This window comes from Streptomyces anandii JCM 4720, from assembly GCF_014650655.1.
GTDB lineage: Bacteria > Actinomycetota > Actinomycetes > Streptomycetales > Streptomycetaceae > Streptomyces > Streptomyces anandii.
On the sequence record NZ_BMVJ01000004.1, the window covers coordinates 116,781 to 132,235 of the forward strand.

General features: G+C 75.8%; 11 protein-coding genes and 2 pseudogenes. 7 read left to right on the forward strand and 6 right to left on the reverse strand.

Translation table 11 applies throughout. The features are described from left to right. On the forward strand, nt 1-747 hold a 747-nt coding region (locus IE249_RS36720; protein ID WP_229857910.1), incomplete at its 5' end, for an alpha-hydroxy-acid oxidizing protein. Between the two features lie 4 nt (nt 748-751). Here the strand turns inward: IE249_RS36720 and IE249_RS09190 are convergent. From IE249_RS09190 to IE249_RS09200, 3 genes are all read right to left on the reverse strand, one after another. Continuing rightward, nucleotides 752-2,356, reverse strand: coding sequence for an RICIN domain-containing protein (locus IE249_RS09190; RefSeq protein ID WP_229857912.1), 1,605 nt, complete (start codon nt 2,354-2,356; stop codon nt 752-754). Nucleotides 2,357-2,517: 161 nt separating this feature from the next. Further along, the gene (locus IE249_RS09195) at nt 2,518-2,895 is read right to left on the reverse strand and encodes a toxin Doc (protein WP_189704283.1); all 378 of its coding nucleotides are present in this window, start codon (nt 2,893-2,895) and stop codon (nt 2,518-2,520) included. A gap of 3 nt (nt 2,896-2,898) precedes the next feature. Next, entirely contained in the window at nt 2,899-3,144 is a 246-nt protein-coding gene (locus IE249_RS09200; RefSeq protein WP_189704284.1) for a hypothetical protein, read from the reverse strand. 449 nt (nt 3,145-3,593) lie between these two features. Here IE249_RS09200 and IE249_RS09205 point away from each other — a divergent pair, with 449 nt between their 5' ends. Next, entirely contained in the window at nt 3,594-5,969 is a 2,376-nt protein-coding gene (locus IE249_RS09205; protein WP_189704285.1) for a SpoIIE family protein phosphatase, read from the forward strand. A 40-nt stretch (nt 5,970-6,009) separates the two neighbouring features. Here the strand turns inward: IE249_RS09205 and IE249_RS09210 are convergent, their stop codons facing one another. Next, nucleotides 6,010-6,558: an RNA polymerase sigma factor gene (locus IE249_RS09210; protein WP_229857914.1), complete on the reverse strand. Its 549-nt coding sequence runs from the start codon at nt 6,556-6,558 to the stop codon at nt 6,010-6,012. Nucleotides 6,559-6,605: 47 nt separating this feature from the next. Here IE249_RS09210 and IE249_RS09215 point away from each other — a divergent pair, with 47 nt between their 5' ends. The 4 genes and pseudogenes from IE249_RS09215 to IE249_RS09230 form a co-directional block, all read left to right on the forward strand. Further along, nucleotides 6,606-8,177, forward strand: a complete 1,572-nt coding sequence (locus IE249_RS09215; protein WP_189704286.1) for a protein kinase domain-containing protein — start codon at nt 6,606-6,608, stop codon at nt 8,175-8,177. A gap of 167 nt (nt 8,178-8,344) precedes the next feature. After that, complete coding sequence (locus IE249_RS09220; RefSeq protein WP_189704287.1) at nt 8,345-9,055, forward strand: DUF4232 domain-containing protein; 711 nt, start codon at nt 8,345-8,347, stop codon at nt 9,053-9,055. Between the two features lie 107 nt (nt 9,056-9,162). Continuing rightward, on the forward strand, nt 9,163-10,413 hold the full coding sequence (locus IE249_RS09225) for an arsenic transporter (RefSeq protein WP_189704550.1): 1,251 nt from the start codon (nt 9,163-9,165) through the stop codon (nt 10,411-10,413). Nucleotides 10,414-10,451: 38 nt separating this feature from the next. Next, nucleotides 10,452-10,937 (forward strand): annotated as a pseudogene (locus IE249_RS09230) (universal stress protein); the annotation flags it as partial. Nucleotides 10,938-11,114: 177 nt separating this feature from the next. Here IE249_RS09230 and IE249_RS09235 read toward each other — a convergent pair. Together IE249_RS09235 and IE249_RS09240 are read right to left on the reverse strand one after the other, a co-directional pair. After that, a complete protein-coding gene (locus tag IE249_RS09235; protein ID WP_189704289.1) occupies nt 11,115-13,691 on the reverse strand; it encodes a ricin-type beta-trefoil lectin domain protein in 2,577 nt (858 codons plus the stop codon). 316 nt (nt 13,692-14,007) lie between these two features. Then, nucleotides 14,008-14,976, reverse strand: a complete 969-nt coding sequence (locus IE249_RS09240) for an aldo/keto reductase (protein ID WP_189704290.1) — start codon at nt 14,974-14,976, stop codon at nt 14,008-14,010. 207 nt (nt 14,977-15,183) lie between these two features. On the opposite strand from IE249_RS09240, the pseudogene IE249_RS09245 reads away from it, so the two are divergent. Next, nucleotides 15,184-15,455 (forward strand): annotated as a pseudogene (locus tag IE249_RS09245) (hypothetical protein); the annotation flags it as partial.

The window sequence follows — 15,455 nt, forward strand, 5'->3', positions numbered from 1 at the left end:
ATGGGCGACGCGGAGCGGTGGTTCCAGCTGTACTGGGCCAAGGACCGCGAGGTGACCCGGAGTTTTCTCGGGCGGGCCAGGGCCTGCGGCTTCAGCGTCCTCGTCGTCACCCTCGACACCCCGCTGCTGGCCTGGCGCCCGCGCGACCTCGACCAGGCCTACCTGCCGTTCCTGCACGGCGTGGGCACCGCCAACTACTTCACCGACCCGGCGTTCCTGGCGGGGCTCGCCAAGCCCGTGCACGAGGACCTGAACGCGGCGGTGCTGCGTTTCGTCGGCATGTTCGCCGACCCCGGCAAGACCTGGCCGGACCTGGCGTTCCTGCGGGAGAACTGGGACGGCCCGATCGTCCTCAAGGGCGTCCTGCACCCGGACGACGCCCTGCTCGCCGCCGAGGCGGGGATGGACGGCGTGGTGGTGTCCAACCACGGCGGCCGCCAGGTGGCCGGTTCGGTGGCGGCCGCCGACGCGCTGCCGAGGGTGGCGCGGGCGGTGGGCGACCGTCTGACGGTCCTGTTCGACAGCGGCGTGCGCACCGGGGACGACGTCTTCAAGGCCCTCGCCCTCGGCGCCCGCGCGGTCCTCCTCGGACGGCCCTACGTCTACGGGCTCGGCCTGGACGGCCAGGCGGGCGTGGAGCACGTCATCCGCTGCCTGCTCGCCGAGTTCGACCTCACCCTCGCCCTGTCCGGCCACGCCACCCCGGCCACGGTCACGGCCGGGGACCTCGAGGAGAGCCCGGCCTGACCGGTCAGGCGGGCCGGGTGACGGCGGCCGCCGGGACGGGTTCGCCCGTCCAGCGCTGGGCGGTGGAACCGTCCCGGACCCCGACGACGACGTCGGCGCCGGGGTCCGGGGAGGCGGAGGTGAGGGCGAGGGTCCTGTCCCAGCGGGGCAGCAACTCGCCCCGTGCGGTGAGGTCGTAGCGCACGTCCCGGGCCCGGTCCGCGTGTACGTCCGCGCAGGCGCCGAGGATGACGACACCGGCGTCCGCGTGCGAGTCCAGGCACAGGCCGGGGTCGGCGGTGCTGCGCAGCAGCCCGTCGCCGGACAGGGACCACTGCTGGGTCCACGTCCCCGAGCACTGCGCGAGCCGCGCGGCAGCGCCGGCCCGGGGTTCGCCCCGCACATCGAGACACAGCCCGGCAGCCGCCTGACGCAACATGACGGGGCCCGACAGGGGCACGGAGCCGGGGCCGGGGAGCGTGCCGGTGCCCTGCGCTCCCGTCGTACCGGCGGAGGCTGCGGGGCCGGCGCCGGTGGCGCGCGGGTCCTGCGAGGCGTTCGCCGCCTGCGACCCGTTGGAACCGCTCGCCCACAGGCTCACACCGAGCACGGTGACGAGCAGCCCGGCCGAGACCACTCCAGCACCCGCACGCAGCGCCCGCGAGGACCACGCGCCACCGCCCACCCGGCCCACGCGCGCGAGCTGCCTCACCGGCAGCCAGTGGTACCCACCGCCACCCCAGCCGCCGCCACGCCCTCCGTCGGAACTCCCGCCCGCGTGACGGGCGGTGCCTCGCGGCCGGGGTCCCGAGCGGCCGCGGGCGGGGCGGCCGCGGGCGGGGCGGGAGTTGTGGTAGCGGTGGGCGCCCCAGCCGAGTACCGCCTCGGCCAGCAGCAGGCCCAACCCTGTTTCGGCCTGGCCGAGTTGCTCGGCGGCCTCGCGGCAGTACCGGCACTCGTCCAGGTGCCGCCGCACCTCCGGGAGCGCGGCGCCGCCGCGCCGGACCGGGGCGTCCAGCAGCCGGTTGTGGAAACGGCAGGCGTCGTCCGGCGCGAGTTCCCGGTGGGCGCGTACACAGCCCTCGCGGAACCTCTCGCGCGCCTGCTTCAGGGCCAGTCGGGCGGTCTCGGCGTCCAGGCCCAGCAGGCCGGCCGCCACGGCCGGGGGCTCGGCCTCCACCTCGGTGTGCCACAGCAGGCACCGTGCCTCCGAGGGCAGCGACTCGAAGGACCGCTGGGCGAGCCGCCGGTTCTCGGCGACGGTGGACCCGGCCGTCCGCATTCCCCGGCCGCCGGCGGGCTTGCGCAGCTCCGGGAGGACTCCGCAGAGGGTGTCCTCGGCGGCCCACAGCCGGGCGGTGTCCCGCACTGCCACCAGCAGCCTGGGGCGTATCGCCCCGCCCGCCTGGCCGACGGCGAGGCTGTCGAGGACCTGGTGGAAGGCGGCCGCGGTGACCATGGCCGGTATCGGCCCGGAGGCGGCCAGGCAGATCACCGCGTAGTCGTGGGCCGCCTGCCAGTGCCGCGCGATCAGCGGCGCGACGGCCCGGGCGGCCTCGCCGTCCGGACTCCCGCGCAGCCGCGCGGCGAGCGACTCGTCGGCCTCTGCGTACTCGTGGGGGGTGGGCACGGAGTGCAAATCCTTCGGTGCGTACCTGGCGTCGAAAGCGCTCGACTCTCCAACTGCCCTACAGAGAAAGGGACTTGGTCCCTCACCCTTCCACAACCCGGCGGCGGCCAACAAGGTGCGGCACCGGGCCCGCCCGCACGCGCGAGGCTGCGGGCGAGGCGTCAGATCTCCCAGGCGCGCAGGCGGTCCGCGGCGCCGTAGACGTCGGTCTTGCCGGACATCAGATCGCGGGCGAGGTCGACGAGCGCGCCGTAGGGCGGGTCGATGCCGACGCCGCTGACGAACATGTACGCGACGGCCGTCGCGCAGGCGAAGCGGGCGTTGGCCGAGGGCAGGGGCCGCAGCAGGGCGAGGGTGTGCAGCAGGGCGGCGGCCCGCCAGGCGGGGTCGGAGTCCACGCCGAGGCGCGGCGGATCGACCCGGTGGCGGGCGACGGCGGCCACGAGAGCCGAGAAGTCGTTGATCGTGGGCTGGTCCGGCAGCACTTCCTCGTGGCGCTGCAGAAGCCAGGGCACGTCGATGTGGATGACAGGGGTCATCGGTCAGGCGGCCCGCCCCTCGCCCTTGCTGGGCGGCTCGTCCTCGGGAAATGCCGCCGCGAACTCGTCGGCGTGGGCCGTGAAGAAGCGGCGGAAGGCCTCCGCGCCCTCCTGGAGGGCCCGGTGCCTGGCTATGTCGGCGGCCGCGGCCTCGCGCACGAGCGCCTTCATCGACGTACCGCGTTCCTTGGCGATCTGCCGCAGGTCCTCTAGCTCGCGGTCGCTGAACTCCACATTCAGAGCTGGCATGCCCCTCACGGTACCGCGCGGGTACTTATGCGTAAATAGCTGCAGGTCAGCGCCCTTCCCGCACGGTACCTGGAAGGCGGGTCAGCCGGCCGGCGCCAGTCCGAGTCGTCGTAGCCGGCTCGGCGGCCCGGGCACAGGCGCCGTGACGCCGTCCGCGGCAGGCGCCGGCGCGGCGCCCGGCAGAACCCCCGCCGCTCCGGCGGCCCCGACCGCCGGGGCCGCCGCACCGGCGATCAGTACCCATCTCCGCGTGACCGTCATCGCGGCTCGCGGATTCCGACGTCATCGCGCATGCGGCCGTCAAGGGTGCGGGCGCGCACTTGTGCCCCGCCGTGGGCGCGCGGCGCGGGCCGGAGGGGGTCGGCCGTCCACTGCGCGCGGGTAAGCACTAGGCTGGAACTCAGGTCACGCGGCTGATCACTGTGAGTGTGCGCGATGGAGTGGCGACGATGAGCCCGGTGTATCCGTTCGACGACGCCGCAACGGCACGGGCCGCCGTCGACGGCCACGGCGTCCTCGTCGAGTGGAACGAGGGCGCGCGCCGGCTGCTCGGCTGGGAGCCCACGGAGGTCCTCGGCAGGCAGGCCGCCGAGTTGCTGGCCGGGCCGCACGCCCGGCTTCCCGAGGTCCCCCGCTGGCACGGCACCCTCACGCTCCGCCACCGCGACGGGCACCCCGTCGCCGTCTGGGCCCTGGTCCACCGCCGGCCCCTCGAGGACGGTGGCGGCCGGCTCCTGGTCACGCCCCTGGAGGGAGGCACGCCCCCGGACCCGGACGACCCCCTCGACCGCGCCGCGCTGCTCCAGTCCCCCTGCGCCGTGGCGATCTACGACGACCGGCTGCGCCTGCACGCCGTCAACGACGCCATGGCCGAGGTGATCGGCGCGCCCGGGGAGCGGCTGCGCGGCCTGCGGGTGTCCGAGATCGGCGGCCGGCGCGACAGCGAGGACATCGAGGCGCAGATGCACCGCGTCCTCACCACCGGCGTGGGGCACGACGTGCGGACGTACGTCCCGATAGGCGGGGCCGGCCGGATGAGCGCCTGGCTGGCCCGCATGGCCCCGATCACCGACGCGCGGGGCCGGGTGTGCGGGGTGTGCGTCGCCGCCCACGACTTCACCGAGCAGTACCGGGCCCGCGAGCGGCTGCAGCTGGTGAACGAGGCGAGCGTGCGCATCGGCACCACCCTCGACGTCACCCGCACGGCGCAGGAACTCGCCGACGTGTGCGTGCCGACGCTCGCCGATTTCGTCAGCGTCGACCTGCTGGAGCCGCGGGAGCGGACCGGTGAGCCCTTCACCGGCCCGCCCGGGGCGCCGGTCACCCTGCGCCGCGCCGCCCACCGCTCCGTCCACGGGGGCGAGCCGGAGGCGGTCACCCTGCCCGGGCGCAGCGAGGTGTACCCGGCCACCTCGCCCCAGGGCGCGTCCCTGCTGGCGGGCCAGTCGGTCGTGGTCACCCAGGAGTCGGGCGACCTGGAGAAGTGGCTGTCCTGGGACCCCGCGCGCAGCCTGCTCGCCCAGCGGCTGGGCATCCACTCCACGATGTCGGTGCCGATACGGGCCCGGGGCACGACCCTGGGCGTCGCCGTCTTCACCCGCTTCGAGCAGCCCGCGCCCTTCCTCCCCGACGACGTGCTGCTGGCCGAGGAGGTCACGGCGCGGGCCGCGGTCTGCATCGACAACGCCCGCCGCTACTCGCGCGAGCGGGAGACCGCGCTCGCCCTCCAGCGCAGTCTGCTCCCGCGCAGCCTGCCGCACACCGCCGCCCTGGACGCGGCCTCCCGCTACCTCCCGGCGGCGCGCACCGGGGTCGGCGGCGACTGGTTCGACGTGATCCCGCTGTCCGGGATGCGGGTCGCCATGGTCGTCGGCGACGTGATCGGGCGCGGCGTGCAGGCGTCGGCGACGATGGGCCGGCTGCGCACCGCCGTGCGCACCCTCGCCGACATCGACCTCGCCCCGGACGAACTGCTCACCCACCTCGACGACCTGGTCGTACGGATGTCGGCGGAGGCCGGCACCGAGAGCGCCTCCGGGGCGCTCGGCGCGACCTGTCTGTACGCCGTGTACGACCCGGTGTCCCGCCGCTGCACCCTCGCCCGCGCCGGCCACCCCTCCCCGGTGCTGCTCCCGCCCGACGGGCCGCCCCGCCGGGTGGAGCTGCCCTCCGGTCCCCCGCTGGGCGTGGGCGGGCTTCCCTACGAGTGCGCGGAGATCGACCTGCGCGAGGGCAGCGTGCTGTCGTTCTACACCGACGGGCTGCTCGAGGGCCGCGCGCGGGACGTGGAGGCGGGGCACCGGCTGCTGTGCGAGGCGCTGGCCCACCGCACGGGCTCGCTCGAGGAGACCTGCGACCGGGTGCTCGGGGCGCTGCTGCCGGCCGGCGGCTCCGCCGACGACGTGGCCCTGCTGCTGGCCCGCACCCGGGGCCTGCCCGCCTCGCAGGTGGCGACCTGGGACATCCCCGCCGACCCCTCGCTGGTCGCACCGATCCGCAAGCAGGTCGTCGACCAGCTGGAGGCCTGGGGCATGGCCGAGTCGGCCTTCACCGCCGAGCTGGTGGTGAGCGAGCTGGTCACCAACGCGATCCGGTACGGCATCCCGCCCATCCGGCTCCGGCTGATCCACGACGACACGCACCTGATCTGCGAGGTCTCCGACACCAGCCACACCGCCCCCCACCTGCGGCGCGCCAAGACCTGGGACGAGGGCGGCCGCGGACTGCTGCTGGTCGCCCAGCTCACCCGGCGCTGGGGCAGCCGCCACACCACCGAGGGCAAGACGATCTGGTCGGAGCTGAACCTGCTCACGGACGAGGGCTGACGCGGCGGGGCGGACGGGGGCCGGCCGGGCGCGAGAGGGTTCAGGACGCGTCGCTCAGCCAGGGCCGCACCTGACGGCGCGCCTCGTGCAGCCGGGACTTGAGCGTGCCGAGCGGGATGCCGATCCGCTCGGCGGCCTCCGCGTACTCCAGCCGGCAGATGTCCCGGTACACCAGCGGCGCCACCAGGTGCGGGTGCTCGCGCTCCAGCCGCTCCAGCGCCTCGAGGAGGTCCACGCGCGAGCCGGCGATCACGCTGGTGGTGCGCGGGTCGACCTGCTCCCCGGGCTCGATCGCGGCGGGCCGCTCGGCCGCGCGGCGTCTGAGCTCGCGGTACTTCTGCCGGCAGCAGTTGGCGACGACCGTGTACAGCCAGGTGCTGAACCGGCTGCGGCCCTCGAAGGTGGTGATCCTGCGCGCGAGCTGGAGCAGCACGTCCTGGGCGGCCTCCTCGGCGTCCTCCCGGCAGGGCAGGAAGCGCCCGCAGCGGCGCACCACCTCGGGCCGCACCTCGTGCAGCAGTTCCTCCAGGGCCGTGCCGTCGCCGGCGGCGGCACGGCGGGCGAGGTCCTCGGTCAGCGCCGCGTCCACGACGAGGGTCCCCCTCGGAGCCGATCTCAGGCAGGCATCATAGTCGTATGCCCTCCCTGGAGCGGATCGGCCGCTACCGTCTCGAACGGCGCCTGGGCACGGGCGCGTTCGGCACCGTGTGGCTCGCCCACGACGACGTGCTCGACGCCCCGGTCGCCGTCAAGGTCCTCGCCGAGAACTGGGCGCACCGCCTCGACGTCCGCGAGCGGTTCCTGTCCGAGGCGCGGCTGCTGCGCAAGGCGGGCTCGCCGCGCGTGGTCCAGGTCTACGACATCGGTGAACTGCCGGACGGCCGGCCGTACTTCGTCATGGAGTACGCCGACGGCGGCACCCTCGACGACCTGTGCGACGGCGCCGGTCCGCTGCCGGTGCCCGAGGCGCTGCGGCTGACCGCGCAGGCGGCCCGGTCGGCGCACGCCCTGCACGAGGCGGGGATCGTGCACCGGGACGTCAAGCCGGGCAACGTGCTGCTGCGCACCGCCCCGGACGGCGCCCGCCGGGTCCTGCTCGCCGACCTGGGGCTCGCCAAGAGCCTCGCGGAGGCGTCGGGGCTCACCCTGGCCGCCGGTTCGGCCGGATACCGGCCGCCCGAGCAGGCGCGGGCGGCCGCGGGCATCGACGCGCGCGCCGACGTCTACAGCCTCGGCGCGGTCGGCTACCGGCTGGTGACCGGTGCCGTTCCGGCCGCGCCGGGCGAGGTCGTGCCGCCCGGGCGGCTGCGCCCGGGCCTCGATCCGGCGGTCGGGCGGGCCCTGATGCGGGCGCTGGAGCCGGACCGCGAGCGCCGCCCGGCCGACGCCGCCGCCTTCGCGGCCGAGTTGGAGGCCCTGGCCGAGAACCCCCCACCCACCCCCCGGTCCCTGCGCCGCCTCACCCGGTCCCTGGGCCACCTCGCCCCCTCCCGGCCCCCCACCAACCGGCCCACGGCCCACGCCGACCGGGCCACGGAGCGCGCCTGTCGGGCCCCGGAGCGCGCCCGTCGGGCCCCGGCCCAAGCCGACCGGGCTCCGGACCACGCCGGCCGGGTCCCCGCCCGTGTCGGTCGGGCCCCCGGTCGGGTGCGAGCGCTCGTGCCGGGGATCGCGGCCGTCGCCGCTGTGGTCGGGGTTGTCACCGGTGGTGTGGGGATTGCGTTGGCGCTGCGGCCGGCCGGGCCCGCTGGGGTGGTGGTCCAGGACGCCACGGGGCGGGTCGGGGTGCGGGTGCCGGACGGGTGGGCGCGTCAACTGCGCGGCTCCGGCTGGGACCCGCGGGTGCTGGGCCTGCCCGCCGGGCACGAACCGGGGCTCGCCGTGGCCGACGACCTGGCACGCTGGCAGGATCTCGGCGCGGACGCGCGCGGGGTGTTCGCCGGGCTGAGCGAGCACGGTGACGTCACGGCCCGCGTGAACGCCCTCGCACACCCCGGCTGCCACTACGCCGGCGCCCGTGCCTGGACCGGTCCGCACTGGCACGGCCGTATCCGCGCCTGGACCGGCTGCGCGGACGGCGGCCGGCTCACCGAGACCGCGCTCCTCCCCGCCGGGGGCGCAGCGCAGCCGCAGCTGTACGTACAGATCCGGCAGCCCGGCGGCGCCGACGCGACCGATCGCATACTCCGCTCCCTGCGGGTCACCTGACCCGTACGGGTGAACGGGGCCGGGCGCACGGCGGGAAGAAATCCCCGGAGGATTCCGCGGCCGCCGCGAACTTTCCGCACGGCCGGTGCATCGGACACTCATGACGGCGCACCAGGCGCCGGACGCACGCGCCACCGCGTGCGACGCGACCACCAGGAGTGTGGAACATGGCGCATCCGTCCCTTCCGGTGAACCGGGCCGCCCTGCTCGCGGGCACGGCCGCCGTACTGGGCCTGCTGACCGCCTGCGGCAACGGCGGCACCGCGAGCCCTCCGCAGCACGTGTCGGGCACCGCCGCACCGGCCTCGGGCGAACCGAGCGGCGGCACGGCGGCGAGCGCGAGCACCGCCCCCGGCGACGGCGCCGCACAGGGCCGTACGGCCCCGGGCCCCTCCCCCGCGACGACCCGCGCGGGCGGCACCACCGCGAGCACCGGCACCGGCACGAGCGGCGGAGCCGTCGGCCGGTGCCACACCTCGCAGCTCAAGGCGTCCGTGGGCCGCAACGATCCGGGCGCCGGGCAGGAGAACTTCCCCGTGGTCCTCACCAACGTCTCGGGCCACACCTGCACCGTGCGCGGCTACCCGGGCGCCGCCTTCGTGGACGCCGCGGGCAAGCAGCTCGGCCCGGACCCGAAGCGCGAGGCGGGCACGCCCACCACGGTCACGCTGAAGCCGGGCCGCAGCGCCTGGGCGGGCCTGACGTTCTCCAACCCCGGTGTGAGCGGCGCGAAGACGGCGACGCCCGCCGCGCTGATCGTCACCCCGCCGGACGAGCGCGACCACCTCACCGTCCCCTGGAAGGCCGGCCCGGTCCCGGTAGGCGGCAACGCCTCCTCGGTGTTCCTGACCGTGCTCAGCCCCGGCACCGCGCCCTGAGCTGGGGCGTCGTCCCCGGCGCGGCGCGCGTCGGTCGCTCACCGGTCTCTCAGGCACGTTTGCTTTGATGGGCGGGCATCAGCCGACTTCGCCCCGAGGACCACTCCCTGAACACACCGCTCGCCGAGACCCTCTCGGTCGTCCTGCTCGTCGCCGTGCTCGCCTGGGCCGTCATCCGCCCCTTCGGATGGCCCGAGGCGGTCATGGCCGTACCCGCCGCCGGCATCACCGTCGCCACCGGCGCGATCTCCCTGGACCACGCCCGCGCGGAGGCCGAACGGCTCGGACCGGTCGTCGGCTTCCTCGCCGCCGTACTGGTGCTCGCCCACTTCTGCGACGTCGAGGGGCTGTTCCAGGCGTGCGGGGCGTGGATGGCCCGCTGGGCGGGCGGCCGCCCGGTACGGCTGCTGACCGCGGTGTTCGCGCTCGCCTCCGCGATCACGGCCGTACTCAGCCTGGACGCCACCATCGTGCTGCTGACACCGGTCGTCTTCGCCACCGCCGCCCGCACCGGGGTACGGCCGAAACCGCACGTGTACGCCTGTACGCATCTGTCGAACACGGCCTCGCTGCTGCTGCCGGTCTCCAACCTCACCAACCTGCTGGCGTTCGCCGCGAGCGGGCTGGGCTTCACCCGGTTCGCCGTGCTGATGGCGCTGCCGTGGCTGGTGGCGATCGGCGCCGAGTACGTGGTCTTCCGCCGCTTCTTCGCCCGCGACCTGGCGGCCGCCGCGCCCTCCCGGAGCGCCGGGGAGCCGCCCGCGCTCCCGCTGTTCGCGCTGGTCACGGTGGCCTGCACGCTCGCCGGGTTCGTCGTCACCTCCACGTTCGGCGTGGAACCGGCCTGGGCCGCGTTTGCGGGCGCGCTGGTGCTGGCGGGGCGCGCGCTGGTACGGCGGCGGGCGACCCCGCTGTCGGTGGTGCGGGCGGCGGCGCCGGCCTTCCTGGCGTTCGTGCTCGCCCTCGGCATCGTGGTGCGGGCCGTGGTGGACAACGGCCTCGCGAGCGCGCTCGGGCACGTGCTGCCCGGCGGGGGTTCGCTGCCCGCGCTGCTCGGCATCGCCGCGCTGGCAGCCGTACTCGCCAACATGATCAACAACCTGCCGGCGGTACTGGTCCTGTTGCCGCTGGCCGCGCCGGCGGGACCGGGCTCCGTCCTCGCCGTCCTGCTCGGCGTCAACATCGGCCCGAACCTCACCTACGCGGGCTCGCTGGCGACCCTGCTGTGGCGGCGCATCGTGCACCAGCACGAACACGGCGTGGACCTCAAGGAGTTCACCCGGCTCGGTCTGATCGCCGTGCCCGCCTCCCTGGTGCCCGCGGTGGTGGCACTGTGGGGGTCGCTCCAGGTTCTGTGAGACCGACCGGACCGCCCACGGCTCGAGGAGGCCGACCGATGCGTGTGATCGCCTGGCTGGTGGAGGGCACCTGGCCCGCCTGCGTGGACGCCGTACGCACCCACGCGCCCGAGGCGTCCGAGGTGGTGCTGCTGCATGTCAGCGGGCCGGACGTGCCCGGTGTGGCGCACGGCGCGTTCGCCGGGCTGCTGGGCCGCGGGCATCCCGAGCGTGACCCCGGGGACCGGCTGGCGGACCTCGGGGACGCGTCCGCGGCGGAATTGCTCGACGCGGCCGCGGACCGGCTGGGACGGCCGTGCACCCGGCTGGAGCGGACCGGGCGGGTGGAGCGCGAGGTGGTGGCGGCGGCGCGTGAGGCGGATCTGCTGGTGCTGGCCCGGGACGGCGACCGCGAGCGGCTCGGCCCGCGCAGCCTCGGACCCGCCGTACGGTTCGCCGTGGACCACGCGCCGTGCCCCGTACTGCTGGTGTGGCCGGAGGCCGCCCCGGACTTCACCACCCTGCCTCCGCCGCCGCCCGCGCATCCTGCGGGTCCGGGGCACCACGCGCCGCCGCGCCCACCACGACCGCCCGGGCCACCGGAACCGCCACGGCCGCAGGGGCCTCCGCGTCCGCCGGAGCCGCCCGGGCCACCGCGGCCCGCGGAACCGCCGGAACCGCCGGAGCCGCCCGGGCCGCCGCGCCGGTAGCGGTGACGGCGGTCAGCGGCCGCCGTAGCCGCCCCCGCCGCCCCACTGGCCGTCGCCGCGGTGGTGACCCCAGTGGTGCTGCCCGTCGCCCCCGCACCAGTACCGGCCGGAGTCACAGCTGAGGGTGGGGACAGGGGAAGGCGCGGCGGTCGTCGGGGCCGGCGTCGCCGAGGGTTTCACCGTGCTCGACGGGCCGGGAGTGGCCGAGGGCGTGGCCGTGGGGTGGGCCGAAGTGCCGCCGTCGGCGTCCCAGTTGACCACCTCCATCTGGAGGTCGGGCTGGGAGGGGTCGATCGTCCAGCGCTGGGTGTCGCTCTTGACGCGGGTCTTGAGCACCAGGGAGCCCGCCCCGTCGGTCGCGGCCGGGGTCAGGGCCAGGTCCTGGTCGAAGCGGGGTACGAGCGTGCCCTGGAGCGTGAAGTCGTAGCGGATGTACTTGCCGGCCGGCTTGGCGGCGCCCACACAGGGAGCGAGCTGCACCGAGTAGCCGAGGTGGGAGTCGAGGCAGAGGCCGGGCTCGGCGGCGCTGTGCAGCAGCCCGTCGGCCTCGTACGCCCACTGCTGGCCGGGCGCGCCCGAGCACTTCGCCAGCTCGGTCTCCGCGCCCGCCACGACCTTCTTGCCGGTCACACCGACGCACAGGCCCGAGGCGACGTTGTGCAGCCGCCCGCGCAGGGTGTCCTTGCCCGGGGTGCCGGTTCCGGTCCGCGCGGACCCGGACGACGGGGCGCCGGAGCCGGGCGCCCCGGAGGGCCGCCCGTCGGCGCGCGGCGCGCCGCCGTCCCCGGAACCGGCGACCGCCCACAGGACGAGCGGCAGTACGACCAGTCCGCTCACGGTCGCCACCGCGATGGCGAGGTTGCGCTGCCGGGCGGTCCGCCGGGCCGCCCGCTTGGCCGACCGTCCTCCGGCGGCCCGGGGCCCGTCGGCCGCCTCCGTACGCCCCCGCAGGGAGCGCTTCTCGCCGGCCTCGGCGCTCGCGCGCGCCGCGCGGGTGCCGTCCGACGCGAACGGCACCTCCGGCGGCAGCGCACCGGCCCCGCGACCGGCGGAGCCCGCCGGGGCGGAGAGCGCGGAGTCGGCAGCCGCCCGGCCCGGGGGTACAGGGGCGGGGGACGCAGGTGACGGCGACACAGGTGACGCAGACGCAGTCGCGGGGCCCGGGGCGCCGAAGGCCCCCGTACCGGAGGATCCCGGACCGGAGGACGAGGCCGTGAAGTCCTCACCCCCGACGGGACCGCCACCGCCCACCGCGCCGGCCCCGGCGCGCAGGCCGAACGGGTCCGGCAACGCATCCGCGCCGACGCCCGGAGAAGCGGCCGGGCCGGGCTCGCCCTCTCCCGCGAACGCCTCGGCCGCGCCCGGCACTTGGGGCGTCCAGGCCTGGCCCGCGGCGGGGGCGCCCGGTGCCTCGCTTCTCGCGCCGGGCACCGTGCGCCCGTCGCCGGCCGTCCGAGGCGCGGGTGCCTCGTCCCGGGCCCGCGCCCGGTGCGGAGGGGTCCCGAAGGAGTCACCGCCCGCTGCCGGCCCGGGCGCCGGGCCCGAGGGGCCGCCCGTGGGTGACGTCTGGCGCGGGACGGGGGCCGAGGGCTCGCCGCCGGCGGCCGCCGCCCGGCGGGCCGCCGAGCGCGCCCTCCTCCTGCCGGACGCCGCGCCCGGCTCCCGGCGGCCGCGGTGCGGGCCGCTCTCGTCCGGCGCGCCCTCGGGCCGGTCCGGGACGCGCTCCCCCGCTCCCTCGGCCGGGCGGCCCTGCGCCCGCTCGGCCTCGGCGGCCGCGACGCGCGCGTTCCGGTACGGCACCGCACCCCAGCCGAGGACGCCCTCGGTCAGCGCGGTGCCGAGGTCGCCGTTGAACTGGGCGAGCTGGTCGGCGGTGTAGCGGCAGTGCTTGCAGCCGGCCAGGTGCCCGCGCAGATCGGGGTCGATGTCGACGCCGTCGCGCCGGTAGGTGACGTCCAGCAGCCGGAAGTAGCGCAGGCAGTCCTGGTCGGGGGCGACCTCGCGGTGCACCTGGAGGCACTCCTCGCGCAGCCGCTCGCGCGCGCGCCCGAGTTCGATGCGCGCGCCCTCCTCGTCGAGGCCGAGCAGCGCGGCCGGGACCGTGAGGGGCTCGGACTCGACCTCGGCGTGCCACAGCAGGGCGCGGGCCGCCTGGGGCAGCCGCTGGAACGCCCGGGACAGCAGGCGCCGGTCGGTGGGCGGCAGCAGCCGCGCGGCGATCCGCTCGCCGTCGCCGGCCGCGGCCCTCAGCAGCTCCGGGTGGAGCATCTCCTGCCGGTGGTCGGCGCTCCACTCCGCCGCTATGCGCCGTACGGTGACGAGGAGTTGGGGCCGCCACGCGGCCGTTGGACCGGACTGCCTGATGGACGCGCCGAACAGGCGGGTGAAGGCGGCGGTGGTGAGCATGCCCGCGGGGTGCGGGCCGCCGGTGCACAGCCGTGCGTAGGCGTACGCCGCCTCCCAGTGCCGGTCCAGCAGTTCGCCGACCGGGTGGACTGCGGGCGAGGCGCCGGTCCACTTGCGCAGTTCGGCGCTCAGTTGCGCGTCGGTGATACCGAAGGAGCGGGGCGGCCTGGGGGAATTCGACATGCCTGGGTCGTTCACGGCTGCTGCATTCCTCCATACGCACCGCGGATTTTAGTCCGTACCAAGAGTGGGGGGTGTCGGCATATCGAACGTCCACCACACAGAGGGAAGATCCGTTTTCTGCACGCCGACAGCGCACACCTTCGCACAGGTCACCGGGAGCAACAAGAGATCACACTCATTTGCGCCCGGAGTCCGTCGCGCACCCGCCCGTTGACGAATTGTCAATTCGCTGCGGGCGGGTGCGGGAACCGGCTGTGGGGAATTGGTGCGCCGTTTCCGGGGGGATCCGGGGAGATCCGGAGAAAACCGAAAAGACTCAGTGACCGCTGACGGGATGCGGCTCGTAGGGGCGCTGGAGTTCCTCGATCTCCTTGTCGCTCAGCCGGAGTTCGACGGCGGCCACGGCGTCCTCGAGGTGGCCCGCCCTGGACGCGCCGACGATCGGGGACGTCACCGTGTCCTGGTGCAGCAGCCAGGCGAGGGCCACCTGGGCGCGCGGCACCTGGCGCTCGGCGGCGATGCGCGTGACGGCCTCGACGACCGCGCGGTCGCCCTCCGGGTAGAGGGTGCTGCCGAAGGCGTCGGTGGCGCTGCGTCCGGTGGCCGTGTCCCAGTCGCGGGTGAGGCGGCCGCGGGCCAGCGGGCTCCAGGGCAGTACGCCGACGCCCTGGTCTGCGCACAGGGGCAGCATCTCGCGTTCCTCCTCGCGGTAGAGGAGGTTGTAGTGGTTCTGCATGGACACGAACCGGGTCCAGCCGTTCAGCCGCGCGGTGTACTGGGCCTTGGAGAACTGCCAGGCGTACATCGAACTGGCGCCGATGTAGCGGGCCTTGCCCGCCTTGACCACGTCGTGCAGGGCCTCCATGGTCTCCTCGACGGGGGTGTGGGGGTCCCAGCGGTGGATCTGGTAGAGGTCGACGTGGTCGGTGCCCAGGCGGCGCAGGCTGTTGTCGATCTCGGTCATGATCGCCCTGCGCGAGAGCCCGGCGCCGTTGGGCCCGGGCCGCATCCGGCCGTGCACCTTGGTGGCGAGGACGATCTCGTCGCGGCGGGCGAAGTCCCGCAGGGCGCGGCCGACGATCTCCTCGCTGGTGCCGTCGGAGTAGACGTTGGCGGTGTCGAAGAAGTTGACGCCCGCCTCGAGGGCCTGGCGGATCAGCGGGCGCGACGCCTCCTCGTCGAGGGTCCACTCGTGGTTGCCTCGGCCGGGCACGCCGTAGGTCATGCAGCCCAGACAGATCCGCGACACGTCCAGGCCCGTCGAACCGAGCTTCACGTACTGCATCGTTGCTGCTCCTGCCTCGGGGTGGGGAGTTGCCGCTCCCGAGCGTATGCCGTCGATCACCGTGCCGGGCCGCCGGTCCGGAGCATCCGCCGTTGCTGCCCGCAGGTGACCGACCGGCGTGGGAGCGGCCGCCCGGCCGCCGCGGTCACGCATCCTCGGGGCGGACGGCCGGCGCGGGGCCGGCCGCGGCCGTACGGGAGGAACGCGGTGCGAAGACGTCTGGCCACCCTCCGGACCCTGATGGGGGCGGCCGTGCTGCCGCTCGCCCTGGTGACGCCCGCCTGGAGCCGGCCCGATCCGCCCAGGGCGGTCCAGGCGGCGCCCGCGACGCTGTGCGCCCCGGCGGGTGTGCTGCGCGGCGCGGGACACCAGTGGGCGTCGGTCAGCCTGTGCACGGGCGTCGGCACGCCGGTGATGGCTGTCTTCGCCGCGGCGCTGTGCGGCTATCCCGCGACGAAGGTGCGGTACGCCTGCCGGAC

What these genes read in the sequence shown, in the direction of transcription:
- IE249_RS09195 (WP_189704283.1), bottom strand. Translation starts at nt 2,895, where the DNA reads ATGACCCCTGTCATCCACATCGACGTGCCCTGGCTTCTGCAGCGCCAC.
- IE249_RS09200 (WP_189704284.1), bottom strand. Translation starts at nt 3,144, where the DNA reads ATGCCAGCTCTGAATGTGGAGTTCAGCGACCGCGAGCTAGAGGACCTG.
- IE249_RS09240 (WP_189704290.1), bottom strand. Translation starts at nt 14,976, where the DNA reads ATGCAGTACGTGAAGCTCGGTTCGACGGGCCTGGACGTGTCGCGGATC.
- IE249_RS09220 (WP_189704287.1), top strand. Translation starts at nt 8,345, where the DNA reads ATGGCGCATCCGTCCCTTCCGGTGAACCGGGCCGCCCTGCTCGCGGGC.
- IE249_RS09215 (WP_189704286.1), top strand. Translation starts at nt 6,606, where the DNA reads ATGCCCTCCCTGGAGCGGATCGGCCGCTACCGTCTCGAACGGCGCCTG.
- IE249_RS09235 (WP_189704289.1), bottom strand. Translation starts at nt 13,691, where the DNA reads ATGTCGAATTCCCCCAGGCCGCCCCGCTCCTTCGGTATCACCGACGCG.
- IE249_RS09205 (WP_189704285.1), top strand. Translation starts at nt 3,594, where the DNA reads ATGAGCCCGGTGTATCCGTTCGACGACGCCGCAACGGCACGGGCCGCC.